Raw genomic sequence first — 15028 nt, forward strand, 5'->3', positions numbered from 1 at the left:
CCGGGCGCGACGGCGTGGTCGCGGTCGACCAGACCCCGATCCGCGGCTCGCGGCGGAGCAATCCGGCGACCTACACCGGGGTCATGCCGGGAGCAGCAGCATCCGGCGTTCGGCGATCTCCTCGACCGCCGCGCGGCTGTAGGCGAGCGGGAAGTACTCGCCGGTGCGCCATGATTCAGCCAGGTCCCGGTAGTGCGGGTCGTCCGGGTTCCCGGACTGCCCGGGCGTGTTGACGGCGACAGAGGAGTCCCAGTCGCCCACGTCGAGGACCATCCGGAACGACGGGCCGTTGGTCTGCCGGAAGTCCTTCGTCCGGTACGACGACTGGTTCACGGTGTCCGGGGAGCCGCCGCGCGGCAGCGGGCCGACGTCGAACCGGGCGCGGTCGGCGTCGTCGAACGCATTCGACGCCGGGTGCTGGAAGAAGCTGTGGTGCAGCTTGCCCCACCGCCACCTGCCCTCGCCGCGTCCAAGGAGCTCCTGCACCTCGGCGTAAGCGGTGCGCAGGGTGTCCAGCAGCAGCCGGTCGCGGGCCGCCGCGTCCGGCAACCACCTGCCGGGCTTCTCCAGCTCTCCGAGCAGGACCAGCGTGTCGGCGTCCTCGATCGCCTCGGCGGCCTTCGGCACTGCGGCGCGCACGAATCCGGGCCCGAGGTGCTTCGACAGCCACACCTCGAACAGCGCCGCGGCGTTCGAGTCGGCCGCCTCCACCGCGTCCCATTCCCGCAACAACCGCAGCGCGCGGCGGAGATCCGATTCGCCGCTGTCCAGGTTGGACAGAAGGGCGATCAGCCGCCGGGCCGGGATGGACAGCTGATCGTTCTGCAGCGCGGCCGAATCAGCCACGGTGTGCTTGCGCTGCCGCGAAAGCACCTCCACGATCCGCTGGTGCCGGAACGGGTTGGTCCACTCGAACCCGAGGCCCTTGTCCTGGTATTCCGGCGGCAGGTTGAACTGGTTCGCCGTGGCGATGAACCCGGCCGCCGGGTTGAGCTGGCGCGGCAGGTCGTCGCCGGAGTAGAAGCCGTTCCACTCGTAGCGGCCATCGCCGGGCACCGGCAGCAGCCCGTCGTAGCCGACCCGCTTGGGCGCCAGGCCGCCGGGCACCCAGCCGATGTTGCCGTCGACGTCGGCGTACACCTGGTTCTCCGTCGGCGCGCCCCAGTTGCGCATCGACGTGGTGAACTCGCGGAAGTTCCGGGCCCGCATGTAGGAGATGCTGCCGAAGTACGGCGACATGCCCGGTTCCAGCCAGGCCGTCCGCACCGCGTACGCCAGGTTCCGCTGCTCGTCCACGTGGATCACCGGCCCGTGCCTGGTGAATGCGAGCTCGACGGTCCGGTCGGCCTCGCCGAACACGGCGACCGTCTCGCGCCGGATCGACATCGACTCCCAGCCGTCCCGGTAGCGGTAGCGGGTGCGGTCGGCCGGATCCAGCTGGTAGACGTACAAGTCTTCCTGGTCCATCGGGAAGATGGTGAGCCCGAATGCGATGGTCCCGTTGTGCCCGATGGAGATACCGGGCAGCGCGGGTTCGCCGGCGCCGATCACGTCCAGGCCGGGCGCCGACAGGTGCGCGATGTAGCGCAGCGACGGCGCCGAGTAGGCGCGGTGCGGATCGTTGGCCAGGATGGGCCGCCCGGTGGCGGTCCGCTGCCCGCCGACCACCCAGTTGTTGCTGCCCTCTGTGGTCGCGTCCCGGATCGTCCTGGCGCGGATCGCGCCATCCTTGAACTCGACCTCCTGGGTGGCCAGCTCGAAGACCGCCAGCACGTCCGCCGGCATCGCGCACGGGTCGAAGCCCTCGGGCACGGTCGTCCGCCGATCGGGTTGCAGGCCCTGCCGGACCAGGTCCGCGTCCACCCCGGCGGCGCAGGCCACCTTGGCGCGCTTGACCTCGCTGGTCAGGTTGCGGGTCAGGCCGTGGCTGCGGATGCGCACCACGTCCGCCGGTTCCCAGCGGGCCGGCCGGTAGCCGAGGATGCCGAACTCGGCCGGCAGCTGCTCCGGATGCTCGTCCAGCCAGTCCAGGTAGGCGTTGATGCCTGCGGTGAACTGCGCCGCGATCCGCTGCGCGTCCTCGGAGTAGCGCGACCATTCCACGTCCATGTCGCCGCGGTAGAGGAACAGCCTGGTGGCTCGGTCCTGGTCGACGTAGTCCGGGCCGAGCACCTCGGCGAGCCGCCCGAGGCCGCGGCGACGCCACAGGTCGATCTGGAACAGCCGCTCGCGCGCGGCGTTGAAGCCCTGGGCGAGGAAGACGTCGTCGTCGCTGCTCGCGTACAGGTGCGGGACGCCGTATCGGTCCTCGATCAACTCCACCGGTGCCCGCAGGCCACGCACCCGGAAGTTCTCGGCCGGGGCCGGGTCACCGGGAGTCGCGCTCGCCGCGGCCGCCATCACACCGGCCCCGGCGATTCCCGCCGCCGTCGCGACGAACCCCTGCCGCCGGGAAAACCGCACGCGCCCAACATCCACCACAACCTCCCGCATCGACCGCCTGCAGGAGTTCTAGCCCGCGCAACAACTTTTCACAAGAGTGAAGCAACTTCACAGTATATAAAGCGGCGCAGCCGCTTAGCCCACCTGCGCAACTCGCACCGCCGCGGGTTTCCAGACTGTGCCCGCCCTGCTGGGCTACTGGGCGAGGCCAGTCCCCGATGCCGCGTATTGGACATACGTAAGTCGGGGCTCCCACAGTCCAGGCGGCGGCCGTAACTCCCGCAGGGGGGCCGCCACCCGCACCGCTCTGGAAGACGAGTTTGGAACACCTTGCTTTTCAGGCCGGCTTGACCTTCCTCGGCTTCCCGACGCCGAGCTCCAGCGCCTTGGCGATGAAGCTGATCTCGCGGTCCAGCTCGTCGTCGTGCGCGCCGTGCCGGGCCACCGAGTGGCGGTGGTTGACCACCCGGGCCAGCAGCACGGCGGCGGTGTCGATGTCGCAGCTGGCCGGCCCCGGCGGCAGCGCCAGCTCGATCACCCGGCGGATCAGCTCGACCACCGTCCCGAACCGCCGCTGCAGCGCCTGCCGCACCGCGACGTGCGTGTCCGCCTCCCGCCACAACAGGTGGCTGAGCAGCAGCGACGACTCCAGCCGCGCGTCGAGTTCGCCGATCAGCCGGCGCAGGCTGCCCGCGACGTCGCCCCGGACGGCGACCCGGTCGGACTCCACCAGCTCCTCGGGCAGCCGCTCGACCAGCGCCGTCAGCAGGTCCTGCTTGCGCCGGAAGTAGTAGTGGATGAGTCCTTTGGGAACCTCGGCCCGCTCGGCGATCCGGGAGGTCGGCGTGGCGTCGAAGCCGTGCTCGGCGAACAACTCGCCGGCCGCGGCCAGGATGCGCTCCCGCGCGGACGCGCCCTGATCACCCGGCGCCGCCGCGACGGCCTCGTCCGAAGTGGACGGCCGCTTGCGGGCGCCGCGATCACCCGGTGCCTGCGCCATGAACCCGACCTCCGACTTCCGGCCGGCTTGCTCCACCGGGCTGGTTGACCGACAAAACGCGCGGCCCGGACGTTACCGCCGGACCGCGCGACAGCGAACTCGCGAGTGTGGTGGTCGCTCGAACGGCCGCCACCGCTCGCGACGATCTCGGGCGTGTTTCACAGGTGACGGCAGCCACCCGTGGCACGGCCCTCAGTGCTGGCCTGCTATTCCGCGGTGCGCGGCGTTGGCTTCGGGTAGCGCTGCGGCACCGGCCATGACGGCCAGCACGCCGACGATCCACGAGGTCCACGAGGCACCCATGAACGCGGTGTAGCCGAGGACCCACGGCGAGATGAACAGCAGCACGCCCAGCAGCATGTGGCTGTATTCGCTGGTCATCGAGCCCGGCATGGCCAGCGACCACACGCTCGCGATCACCAGCAGCGCGCCCAGCACGATCATCGCGGACATCGCCGACCCGTTCGTCGCCGTCCACATCGTCCCGAGGATCAGGTAGACGCCCAGCACCACTGCAACCCAGTCCTGCCAGCGGACCCACGGTTTCACAGCCGAACCGCTCGACCTATCGGCCACGTCGATCACCTCCACTGATGCCCGACTAACAACTCCATGTTCACTCTTGGTTGGCCAGCCGGTCAAGAGTCCGGATCGACGTCTTCCGGCACCTTCGACATGCCGTCCGTCACGCCGCCGCTAAGCCTCGTCCGGGGTGCCGTGCACCGGGTGAGGAAAATCCGGCTGATACGCGCCACACCTCCCACAACAACGTCGTCTTCCAGGTAGCTTGGTTGCCATGGGCCTTGCCGACGACCGCGATTTGCTGCCACTGGGATCGGGATTCGACCTCGCTCGCAAGAACGGCTACGACCGCGCCCAGGTCGATGAGCACCTCGAGCGACTCGACGCCGACATCCGCATCCTCTCCGCGGATCGCGATGCCGCGGTCTCCCAGGCGGGAGACCTGTCGAAGCAGCTGGAGTCGGCCCGCTCCGAGATCGAGAGCCTGCGCGGCCAGGTCGACCGGCTGGCCAAGCCGCCGACCACGCTGGAAGGGCTCAGCGAGCGCCTGCAGCGGATGCTGCGCCTCGCCCAGGACGAGGCGAACGACATCCGGGGCCGCGCCGAGAAGGACGCCGGCCTGATCCGCACGCGCTCCGAGGCCGAGGCGACCAACCTGCGCACCCGCTACGAGCGGCTGCTCTCCGAGGTCGACAGCCGGCGCAGCGAGATGGAAACCGAACACCGCTCGCTGATGGACAAGGCCAAGGTCGAGGCGACGCGGATCACCCGCGAGGCCGAGGAGAACCGCAAGCGCGCCGACCAGGAGTCCGAGGCCCGCCGGATCCAGGTCGAAGAGGACTTCGAGATCGCTATGGCGGCGCGCCGCAGCGAATCCATGCGCACCCTCGCCGAGCAGGAGGCCACCAGCAAGGCGGAAGCCGAGCGCCGCGTCCGGGAAGCGACCGAAGAGGCCAACCGCCGGCTGCGCGAAGGCACCACCGAGGCGCACCGCCGGGTCCGCGAGGCCACCGACCAGTCGAACCGGATGGTCGGCGACGCCACCGCGAAGGCCGAGCAGCTCACCCGCGAATCCACCGACGCCGCGCAGAAGCGCGAAAAGGACAGCATCGAGACCGCCGAGCGCCGCGAACGCGAAAGCGTCGAAGCAGCGCAGAAGCGCGAGCGGGAAAGCATCGAAGCCGCGCAGAAGCGCGAACGCGAAAGCATCGAAGCAGCGCAGAAGCGCGAGCACGAAAGCGTCGAAGCCGCCGACAAGCGGGAGCGTGAGAGCACCGAGGCCGCGGAGAAGCGGATCCGGGAGAGCAAGACCGAAGCCGAGCGGCTGGTCCGCGAGGCCACGGAGAAGTCCGAGCGGATGGTCCGCGAGTGCACCGAGGAGGCCACCCGCCTCGTCGACGAAGCGACCCGCGAGAGCAAGCGCCTGGTCACGACGGCCCGCGAAGACTCCCAGCACCGCCTCGGCGCGACGACCGAAGAAGTCCAGCGCCGCCTCACCAAGGCCGACGAGCAGGTCCACTCGCTGACCGAACTCCGCGAGTCCGTGGCCAAGAAGCTCCGCGACGCCGCCGAAATGCTCGGCCAGACCACGCCGCTCCTGGAACGCCTCGCCCAGGAAGACTCCGAAGAGGACAAGCTCCGCGAAGCGGCGGCGGAAGCCCGCGAACAAGCCCGCAAGGACGCCGAAGTCGCCCTCGCCCGCGACGCCCGCGACGACGAGCCCACCGGCAAGGCGAAGCCGGCGGCCGAGGAGAAGGAGACGGCGAAGGCGAAGCCCGCCGTGCAAGAGGCGAAGCCGACCGACGCGAAGCCCGAGGCGCAGCCTGCGAAGCAGGCGAAGCCGAAGGGCCAGGGCGGTAAGCCGTCGGGCGGCGGCGGAGCCGCCGACGACGGGCCGACGGAGCAGATCCACCGGGACACGGCGCGTGGTCACAGCCCGCACGACGAGCCGACGCGGCGCATCCAGCTGCCGGTGCCGGAGGGCAAGGGCCAGCAGCGCTCCCACAGCGCCACCCGAATCGACGCCACCAACCAGCAGCGCCGCTGACAGCAGCCCCTCTCACCTGCGCGAATGCTCATCCGGCGCAGGATCGATCCCGGCTCCCAGAGCGCTTTCGCCATCGAGGGCGTCACGCCGTATGTCCTCTGTGGAACGGCGCGCGCCTGCGACCGCTGAGATCAGCAGCCCGCGATCAGCAGGGCCTAGCCGCTGAACGCGAGCACCGCCAGGCAGGCCGAGGCGAAGGCGAGCCAGGTCTGTCCACTTAGGACCCGGGCGCCCGTTCCCGCGACGTGCTCGTTTTCGCAGGTCGGGGTCCAGCGCAGCTCGGCCAGCAGGTCAGCGGGCGGAACGCCGCGGGCCGCTACCGCTCGCCCGATGGTCGGCTCACCACTGCCCCGCGGCGGACACTTGCACCTGACACGGTGTCAGGTCCTAAACCAGGGGTGTCATGTTCAGCATTGGAGACTTCGCCAGGCACGGCCGGGTGTCGGTCCGGATGTTGCGCCACTACGACGCGCTCGGGCTGCTCCGGCCCGCGCACGTCAACCGGTCGACCGGCCACCGCGGCTACACCGCCGGCCAGTTGGCCCGGCTCAACCGGATCATCGCGTTGAAGGAACTGGGCTTCAGCCTGCAGCAGGTGCAGCAGATCCTCGACGAGGATTTCACCGCCGAGCAGCTGCGGGGCATGCTGCGGTTGCGGCAGGCCGAACTCGAAACCCGCATCGCGGCCGACACGGCCCGGTTGGCGCACGTGCAGGCGCGGCTCCGAACGATCGAAACCGAGGGAATCATGCCCACCGACGACGTGACGATCAAGTCGATCCCGACGCTGCGGGTGGCGGAGCGCTCCGGCACCGCCAGGACCATGGATCCGCAGTCGATCGGCCCGGTGATCCGCGGCCTCTACGACGAGCTCTGCGCCGCGCTGGACCGCGCCGGTGTGACGCCGGTCGGCCCGGCCACCGCGTACTACGAGGACGGCGCGGACGACGAGACCGTGACCGTGCACGCCGGTCTGCCGGTGAACGTCGAGCCGAATCCCGCCTTCGACTTCGCGGTGGTGGACCTGCCCGCGGTGGAGAAGGCGGCGACGATCGTGCACCGGGGTTCGATGGACGACTGCCTGCCCGCGTACCAGGCGCTGGCGCGCTGGATCGAGGAAAGCGGCCACCGCACGCTGGGCACGAACCGGGAGGTGACGCTGGCCTGCCCGGATGACCCGGCCGGAATGGTGACCGAGATCCAGGAGTCCATCGCCTGAAATTCTGCCTGATCATCGCATGTGCGCGTCATAGGTGCGGCCGTCGCCTGTCTCTACGAGCAAGGATAGCTGTGGGCATTTCGCGGCCTGCACCAACGGAAGGACCAGGTCATGTCGGACCAGGAGTTCCCAACCGGTGATGACGACAGGGCGCGAGCCAAACGGCGGTCCGGCAGCTACTTCATGCTGCCCAGCGAAACGGCCGAGCAGTTCAAGCGGTCCGAAGCGGACCTGGACAAATCGCGGGATCGCGCCGTAGACCGGGACGCCCGCCCACCGGGCAAGGGCGACGGCTAGCGGACCGGGGCGCGGCTGCCGAGCCTCGCGCCGTCTAGGCGATCCGGGCGATCCAGGGACGGACGGCGTCGGCGAAGGCGTCCGGTGACTCGATCGACGAGAGATGCCCGGTGCCCGGCAACGTCACGAGCTCGCCGCCCGGCAGCGCATTCGCCAGCTCGCGGGCGTTCTCCGGCGGCGTCAGCGTGTCTTCCTCGCCGACGACCACCAGCGCCGGGCCGTCGTAGGAGCGCAGCGTGGCGGTGCTGTCGGGACGCCCCGCCATCGCGCGCTGCGCCCACGCGACACCGTCCGCGGGCTGGGCATCGATCAGCTCGCGGACACCGGAGACGACCTCGAGGCGCTGTTCGTGCGTAGTGCGCCCCAACAGGTTCGGCAGGCTGCTCTCCGCTAGCCAGCCCTTAATGCCTTCGCGCTCTGCGCGATCCGCGACTTTTAGGCGGTTGGCGCGCTGCTCGTCGTTATCGGCGACGGCCTTGGTGTCGACGAGCAGCAAGCCCGCGACGCGCTGCGGCGCAGCGCGCAGCAGCGCCATCGCGACATAGCCGCCCATCGAGCAGCCGCCCAGGACGACCCGCGGCAGCTCCAGGCGATCCAGCAGAGCCAGGATGTCGGCGGCCGCGCGATCGATGCTCGGATGCTCGGCCGTACGCCGACTCGCACCTGACTCCGCCAGGCTCCGCGCCGACGAGCCGTCCAAAGCGCTCTCGCCGAGTCCCCGCTGATCCGGAGTGATCACCCGCAGCTGCTCGTCCAGGCGGACCCGAACCGGATCCCACATCCGCGCGTCCACCGGGAAGGCGTGCAGCAGCACCAGCGGCGTCCCGGCTCCCGATTCGATGTAGTGCACGGGCCCATCCTGCCGGAACCACCCACCTGACGCGCCCCAGCGAACCGGCGCCGACCGGCCTGCAGCATGGGAACCTTCCTGTCACCCAGCCACAGCCCGGCGCGAGCATGGGAACCTTCCTGTCACTCAAGCGCCCAGGACTGGCTGAGGTGTGCTGCGGCGCAGATGTCGACGTCCAGCAGGTAGGCGCCGGCCTGGCCGCACTGCCCGTCTGCCGTGCCCGGGTCGATCGGCTGGCCGTGGCCCATGCCGGTGATCTCGAACGTCTCCACCAGGGTGCGGCCGTTGGCGTCGTTGTAGGCCGCGTGCGGGTAGCCCGCGACTGTGTCGGTGGCGGACGGGGTGCCCGGGATGCCGTGCACGTTGGTCCACTGCTCGACCTGTTCGCGCTGGTTCGCCGGTGCCACGGTGTAGTCGGCGGTGCCGTGCCAGATGCTCAGCGTCGGCCACGGTCCTTGGTGCGGGCTCGCGGCGCGCACCTTGTCGCCCCACTGCGCGGCAGTCAGGTCCCGGCCGGGGTTCATGCACGTGAACGCCTCGACGGAGCTTGTCGCGCAGCCGAAGGGCAGGCCTGCGACGACGCCGCCACCGGCGAACATCTCCGGGTAGGTGGCGAGCAGCACCGAGGTCATCGCGCCGCCCGCGGACAGGCCCGTGACGTAGACCCGGGCCGGGTCCGCGCCGGTGTCGTCGATCGCGCGTCGCACCATCTGCGCGACCGATTCCGCCTCGCCCTGACCGCGCGTGGCGTCGCCGGGCTGGAACCAGTTGAAGCACCGGCTGCTGTTGTTCGCCGCTTCCTGCTGCGGCAGCACCAGCGTGAACGCCGAGCGGTCGGCGAGTTCGACCCATCCGGCGCCGTTGCCGTAACCGGCCGCGTCTTGCGTGCAGCCGTGCATCGCGACTACGACCGGACGGCCCGCGGGCAGCCCGTCGGGAACGTACTCGAACATGCGGAGTGCACCGGGATTCGCACCGAACCCGGTCACCTCCCGGATTTCTGCCGCCGACGCGGCTGGGGCGACGGCGAGCAAGGTCAACAACACGGCCGCGACCAGCGAGAAGACACGCACTCAGACCACCTCCTTGTGGCTCGTGCCACTCAAGGTAAGGCGGCGGAGCAGACGCTTCCACAGTGGACTCCGCTACACCACGAGCGCGTTTTGTGTGTCGCCACCACATGTTCGGGCGCGGAGCCCCGCCCTACCGTCACGGGGCGAACCCGAGGAGGTCTGCCGTGCCCAGCCGAATCGCCCTGCTGTCCGCCGGTCTGCTCGCCGGCACGCTGCTCCTTCCGGCCGAGCCCGCGGCCGCGCAGTCGGCGGACTGCCGTCCCGCGGCGCGGGTTCCCGGTGCCGCGCACCAGGAATCGGCCTGCCTGAACGACCTGACCACCACCGGCACGCTCGGCTCCGGGCACACGGTGCAGGCCGATTGGGCGGGCCTGACCGCCCAGGACCTGCCCGCGCCAGGACCGGTTCCGGGCATCCAGATCGACGGGTACTTCCCGGACGCCTCCACGACGAACACCAACCACGGCTGGAACCACGACTCCCAGTTCGTGCTGCGCCTGCCGCAGCGGTGGAACGGCGGCCTGGTGATCACCGGAACTCCCGGCAACCGCAGGCAGTACGCCAACGACCGCGCCATCGCCGACCACGCCCTGGCCGCCGGTTACGCCTTCGCCGCGACCGACAAGGGCAACACCGGGGCGGAGTTCTTCACCGACGGGCAGCGGCCGGGAGACGCCGTCGCCGAGTGGAACCACCGCGTCACCCAGCTGACCGCCGCGGCGAAGCTCACCGCCTGGCGACACTACGGCCGACCGCCGTCGCGGACGCTCGCCGCCGGACTCTCCAACGGCGGCTACCTGGTGCGCTGGCAGCTGGAGAACCGGCCTTGGCTCTACGACGGCGGAATCGACTGGGAAGGAACGCTGTGGACGCAGCGGGACAACCCGCTGACCTTCCTGCCGACGGCGCTGCGCGCCTACCCCGCCGGAGACGAGTCGGCGGTCCTGGCGGCGGGTTTCGCGCCGGGCTCGCAGTTCCTGTGGGACTACCACCACCGCGTCTACTGGGACCTGACGCAGCGGATCTACCGCGAGGAGTTCGATCCCGGCTACGACGGCGACCGGCTGGCCGGAATCCCGTTCTGCACCAGCGGAACCGAGGGCTGCGACGCCGACTACGACTACGCCGAACGGCCCGCCGAGGTGCATCGCGCGGTCGAGCGGATCGCGCTCACCGGCCGGATCGGCAAGCCGCTGATCACCCTGCACGGCACCCTCGACACGCTGCTGCCGATCAGCCGGGATTCCGATGTCTACGCGCGGATGGTGGCCGAGTCGGGGAAATCCGACCTGCACCGCTACCACCGGATCGAGGGCGGCAACCACACCGACGGCCTGGTGGACCAGTTCCCTGACCGCCTGCGCCCGCTGACCCCGCGCTTCCGCGACGCTTTCACCGAACTGGAGGGCTGGCTCGGTTAGGCCCCCTGACCGCGGGACCGGGCGAAGCCCCGCGCCGTGGCGGTCAAGCTGCCCGCCAGCAAGGTGATGCCCGACAGCGTCCCGCTCACCAGCGGAACCCACGCCAGCGCGCCGAATCCGGCCATGGCGAGCCCGGCGATGCCGAAGACGGTCAGCAGCACGCCCGGCACCGCGATCGACGACTGCCGCCAGACGCCCGCCAGTGCGAGGAAGTGCACCCCGACGACGAAGGCGATCCATGCGACATTCGCCTGATCAGGGGCGCCCAGCATGCGAAGCACTGCGACTCCGCCCACCAGCAACACCGCCTCGGCGGCGACGACGAGCCCGTAGCGCTTGCCGAACATCCCGCCAGCGGGCCGGGCGTCCGCAGCGCGGGGAGACTTGTTGGCCAGCACGGCGAGAACGACGATCGCGGCGAGCGCGACGGCCGCGAGCACCTTGAGCACCAGCACGACCGGACCGGGCAACGGGTCCGAGGTGTTGACGAACACGAACACCGCGCCGAAGGCGGCTCCGATCAAGGCACCGAGATTTTCCTGTCGCACCCAGGAACAGTAGCCGAGCACCATTCACATTCACCTGCATGATCCACGCCACACCGCCTCGGGTCGGGCTTGCACTTGACGCATGCGTCAAGTCCTAGCGTCGCCGGGACCGAATCCGGCCCGCCGAGGAGTTCTCATGCCCGCCACCCACCGCGAGGTGCACCTGGTCAGCCGCCCGAAAGGGCCGCTGCGCGACGAACACTTCCGCGTCGTCGAAGTGCCGGTGCCCGAGCCCGGCCAGGTGCTCGTGCGCAATCAACTGATGAGCGTCGCCGCGGTGATGCGCACGCTGATGCAATCCGATGCCGAGCTGCCCATTCCGCCGTTCCAGCCGGGCGAAGCGCTGTGGGGCCCGGCGATCGGATCGGTGGTCGCCGCACCCGGCACCGAGCTGCGCCCCGGCGATCTCGTGTCGCACAACCTCGGTTGGCGCGAGTACGCCGTCGCCGACGCCGCCGACGTGCAGCGGATCGACCGGGACGCGCTGCCCGATGTGGCCGCCCACCTCTCGCAGGGCTTCACGGCCTGGTTGGGCATCGTGCGCGGGGCCGAGGTGCGCCCCGGCGACACCGTTTTCGTGACCGGCGCGGCGGGCGGCGTCGGCACCCTGGCCGGGCAGTTCGCCAAGCTGCGCGGCGCGCCACGGGTGATCGGCAGCACCGGATCCCGGCGCAAAGGGCGGCACCTGGTCGATGAACTCGGCTACGACGCTGTCGTCATCAGAGGTGCGGGCCCGATCGAAGACCAGTTGCGCACGGCAGCGCCCGACGGCATCGATGCGGTCTTCGACAACGTCGGCGGCGAGCAGCTCTCGGCCGCTCTAGCGGTGGCCCGCCGCGGTGCGCGCATCGCGCTCGTCGGCGCCTTGTCCGGGCAGCTCACCGGCGGTTTCGCGGCACCGGTCGAGATCGACAGCGGCTCGCTGATCCTGCGTGGGATCACCCTGCGCGGCCTGTCGGGCAGCGACCACCTGGGCGCGATTCCACAGTGGATGGAGGAGTTCGGCCGCGCCCTGCGCACCGGTGACGTCACGTTCCCGCACGTCAGGCTGCCGGGCATCCACCGGGCGCCGCTAGCGTTGTGCGAGTTGCTCGAAGGCAGACACCTCGGCGCCGTACTCGTGGAGCTGTGAACCGCTGGGAGGAGCGAAAATGCGCATCGGTGACGCGGCCGCGGCCGCCGGACTGACCCCGCGGGCGTTGCGCTACTACGAGCAGCGGGGGCTGCTCACCGCGCGACGCGGCCCGTCGGGGCACCGCGAGTACGGGCCGGACGACGTGGCCCGGCTGCGCACCGTGCGCGAACTACTGGATGCCGGCCTCACCATCGCCGATGTCCAGGCCTTCACCCACGTCCTGGACCTGAAGTTCCCGCCGGCCGGTCCACCGCGCGAAGTCGACGAACCGGATTCCTGCCCGCTCGCCGAGATCACGGCCCAACGGCTGTCAGACCTCGACACGCGCATCGCCCGGCTCACCGAAGCCCGCGACCGGCTCGCCGACGCGTACACCAACCGGTTCGGCGAGCTGTTCCGCGACCAAGTGGCCTGAGGACGGAGGCGGCTCGGCGAAGGCGTCGCGGGCACCGGCCCGATCAGCTCGCGACGATGGGCAGCTCATAGCGGCTGACCCAGGTGACCGGGCCGTCGTCCTCCCGCTGCCCAGGGGCTCCGCCCACCGAGACGTCACCGCGGTGCGTGAACCCGCGCTTCTCGTAGTAGGAACGCAGTCGGCCGTTGGAACTCACGCAGTCCAGTCGGAGGTTGGCCACTCCCTGCTCCCGAGCGGCTTCGCCCGTGGCAGGAATGATCGCAGGTCATGGCGGATCAGGGCTGCAGGTTGTGGAGGCGCAGCGCGAGTTGGATCTCCAGCGCGCGGTCCGGGGTTTGCCAATCTGCGCCGAGCAGGGAGCCGACGCGGTCCAGCCGCTGCACGACCGTGTTGACGTGCACGTGCAGCGCGTCCTTGGCCCGGGTGAGGTTCGCCCCGGCGGCGAAGTACGCGTGCAACGTGCCGACCAGCTCTGTGCCGCGCCGGGCGTCGTAGTCGAGCACGGGACCGATCGTCCGGCGCACGAAGCCGTCCAGATCGGTGTGCTCGCCCAGCAGCACGCCGAGGAATCCGAGGCCGTCCATGGCCGCGCCCTCGCCGATGCGGCCGAGCGCGAGCAGGGCTCGCAGGCAGCGGGCCGCTTCGGCGTGCGCTGCGGCGATCTCCCGCGGGCCGCGCGCCGGACCGGCCGCGCCGACCGTCACCGGATTGTCCACAATGGATCTCAATTCGGCGGCGATGCGGGACGCCGACATCCCCGGATCACCCGCCGGCACCAGGAGGACGACCTCCTCGGCGTGCATGCCGGCGAGCGCGGCGCACCGCCCGGCCGCCACCGCCAGCCGCGTGCGGGGCACCTTGTCGGCGTGCGCGATGAGCACCGCGTGCGGTTCGACGAGGTCCAGGCCGAGCCGTTCGGCGCGGGCCAGCAGCGCGCCGGGATTGCGGTCAGGCGCGGTCAGCAGGTCGGTGAGCAGCTCGCCGCGCACCTCGTCCTCCGCCTTCGCCACGGATCGGCGCAGCATCAGCAGCAGCGCGGTGACCACCGCCGCGCGCTCGAACAGCCGCCGGTCGGCGTCGACCAGATCCGCCCGGCCGGCCAGCACGATGCTGCCGAGCAGTTCCGGCCCGGCCTGCACCGCGCACACCCAACCATCCGATGTGGACACCGCGCGGCCCGCGGCCCGGGACGTCGCGACGGCTTCCGCTGGCGGCTCGGGCGGCGTGCTGCCGGCTCCGGTCAGCTCGGTGCCATCCGCGTCGAACATCCCGATCGCACCGCGCAGCACATCGGCCACCGCCCCGGCCACCTCCGGCACGTCGCCGCCGCGCAGCACCAGATCCATCAGCCGGTCGTGGGCCTCCTCGGCGCGGTGCAGGGCCTCGCTGTGCGCGCTGATCTCCTCCAGCAGGGCCGCGTTGTCCAGCGCGATCGCGGCGTGGTCGGCCAGCGAGGACAGCAGCGCGACCTCGTCCGGGCTGAACTCGCGGCGCGTCCGGTCCGAGGCGTAGAGCACGCCGATGACCTGGTCGCCGAGCGCCAGCGGCACGCCCAGGATCGCGGTCAGCCCCTCGTCTCGGACCGCCGAGTCGATCGGCAGGGTGTGCCGGAACCGCTCGTCCCCGAAGTAGTCGTGCGTCGCGTACGGCTGCACGGTCTGCGCGACCAGCCCGCCCAGCCCCTCCCCCATGCCGAGCGTGAGCTTCTGGAACAGCCGCGACACCGAGCCGTCGGTGACCCGCATGTAGGTGCGCCCGGCGGCCTCGTCGTTGAGGCTCAGGTAGGAGACGTCCACGCCGAGCAGCGTGCGGGCGCGGCGCACGATCGACCGCAGCACCGCATCTGTGTCGCGCAGCCGGGCCAGATCGCTGGCGGTGTCGAACAGCGCGCTCAGCTCGGCCTCGCGGCGGCGGTGCGCGCCGAGCGTGCCGTGGATCCGCAGCGCCACCGCGGTGGCCTTGCCCAGCTGCGGGTTCTCGACCGCGACGCGCGCCAGCTGCTCGCTGCTCGCGCCGCTGGCGAGCAGTTCGAGCAGCCGGACCACGTCGTCGTTCACCG

General features: G+C 70.9%; 14 protein-coding genes. 6 read left to right on the forward strand and 8 right to left on the reverse strand.

All coding sequences use genetic code 11. From position 1 onward, the window contains the following. Positions 1–81: 81 nt before the first annotated feature. The 3 genes from AB0I53_RS42390 to AB0I53_RS42400 form a co-directional block, all read right to left on the reverse strand. Positions 82–2478, reverse strand: coding sequence for a penicillin acylase family protein (locus tag AB0I53_RS42390; RefSeq protein WP_358614987.1), 2397 nt, complete (start codon positions 2476–2478; stop codon positions 82–84). 301 nt (positions 2479–2779) lie between these two features. After that, positions 2780–3442, reverse strand: coding sequence for a TetR/AcrR family transcriptional regulator (locus tag AB0I53_RS42395; protein ID WP_358614989.1), 663 nt, complete (start codon positions 3440–3442; stop codon positions 2780–2782). Positions 3443–3634: 192 nt separating this feature from the next. Continuing rightward, complete coding sequence (locus AB0I53_RS42400; protein ID WP_358614991.1) at positions 3635–4033, reverse strand: SPW repeat protein; 399 nt, start codon at positions 4031–4033, stop codon at positions 3635–3637. A 205-nt stretch (positions 4034–4238) separates the two neighbouring features. Here AB0I53_RS42400 and AB0I53_RS42405 point away from each other — a divergent pair, with 205 nt between their 5' ends. From AB0I53_RS42405 to AB0I53_RS42415, 3 genes are all read left to right on the forward strand, one after another. After that, entirely contained in the window at positions 4239–6011 is a 1773-nt protein-coding gene (locus AB0I53_RS42405; protein ID WP_358614993.1) for a M protein, read from the forward strand. A 403-nt stretch (positions 6012–6414) separates the two neighbouring features. Then, a complete protein-coding gene (locus AB0I53_RS42410) occupies positions 6415–7230 on the forward strand; it encodes a MerR family transcriptional regulator (protein ID WP_358614994.1) in 816 nt (271 codons plus the stop codon). A gap of 111 nt (positions 7231–7341) precedes the next feature. Further along, positions 7342–7527: a hypothetical protein gene (locus AB0I53_RS42415; RefSeq protein ID WP_358614996.1), complete on the forward strand. Its 186-nt coding sequence runs from the start codon at positions 7342–7344 to the stop codon at positions 7525–7527. A 34-nt stretch (positions 7528–7561) separates the two neighbouring features. On the opposite strand, the gene AB0I53_RS42420 is transcribed toward AB0I53_RS42415, so the two are convergent. Together AB0I53_RS42420 and AB0I53_RS42425 are read right to left on the reverse strand one after the other, a co-directional pair. Next, on the reverse strand, positions 7562–8377 hold the full coding sequence (locus AB0I53_RS42420) for an alpha/beta hydrolase (RefSeq protein ID WP_358614998.1): 816 nt from the start codon (positions 8375–8377) through the stop codon (positions 7562–7564). Between the two features lie 122 nt (positions 8378–8499). Then, complete coding sequence (locus AB0I53_RS42425; protein WP_358615000.1) at positions 8500–9450, reverse strand: PHB depolymerase family esterase; 951 nt, start codon at positions 9448–9450, stop codon at positions 8500–8502. Between the two features lie 182 nt (positions 9451–9632). Between AB0I53_RS42425 and AB0I53_RS42430 the strand changes: the two genes are divergently transcribed. After that, a complete protein-coding gene (locus tag AB0I53_RS42430) occupies positions 9633–10871 on the forward strand; it encodes a tannase/feruloyl esterase family alpha/beta hydrolase (protein ID WP_358615038.1) in 1239 nt (412 codons plus the stop codon). Here the strand turns inward: AB0I53_RS42430 and AB0I53_RS42435 are convergent. Further along, the gene (locus tag AB0I53_RS42435; RefSeq protein WP_358615002.1) at positions 10868–11419 is read right to left on the reverse strand and encodes a hypothetical protein; all 552 of its coding nucleotides are present in this window, start codon (positions 11417–11419) and stop codon (positions 10868–10870) included. The two genes, AB0I53_RS42430 and AB0I53_RS42435, sit on opposite strands and share 4 nt — an antisense overlap. Positions 11420–11555: 136 nt before the next feature. Between AB0I53_RS42435 and AB0I53_RS42440 the strand changes: the two genes are divergently transcribed. Further along, positions 11556–12551: an NADP-dependent oxidoreductase gene (locus tag AB0I53_RS42440; protein WP_358615004.1), complete on the forward strand. Its 996-nt coding sequence runs from the start codon at positions 11556–11558 to the stop codon at positions 12549–12551. Positions 12552–12570: 19 nt separating this feature from the next. Further along, positions 12571–12969, forward strand: coding sequence for a MerR family transcriptional regulator (locus AB0I53_RS42445; protein ID WP_358615006.1), 399 nt, complete (start codon positions 12571–12573; stop codon positions 12967–12969). Between the two features lie 43 nt (positions 12970–13012). Here the strand turns inward: AB0I53_RS42445 and AB0I53_RS42450 are convergent, their stop codons facing one another. Together AB0I53_RS42450 and AB0I53_RS42455 are read right to left on the reverse strand one after the other, a co-directional pair. After that, positions 13013–13189 carry a hypothetical protein gene (locus tag AB0I53_RS42450; protein WP_358615008.1) on the reverse strand — a complete coding sequence of 59 codons (177 nt, stop codon included), beginning with the start codon at positions 13187–13189 and terminating at the stop codon, positions 13013–13015. A 55-nt stretch (positions 13190–13244) separates the two neighbouring features. After that, positions 13245–15026, reverse strand: coding sequence for a GAF domain-containing protein (locus AB0I53_RS42455; protein WP_358615010.1), 1782 nt, complete (start codon positions 15024–15026; stop codon positions 13245–13247). Positions 15027–15028: the final 2 nt, after the last annotated feature.

The sequence above is a fragment of the Saccharopolyspora sp. NPDC050389 genome, from assembly GCF_040655595.1.
Lineage (GTDB): Bacteria > Actinomycetota > Actinomycetes > Mycobacteriales > Pseudonocardiaceae > Saccharopolyspora.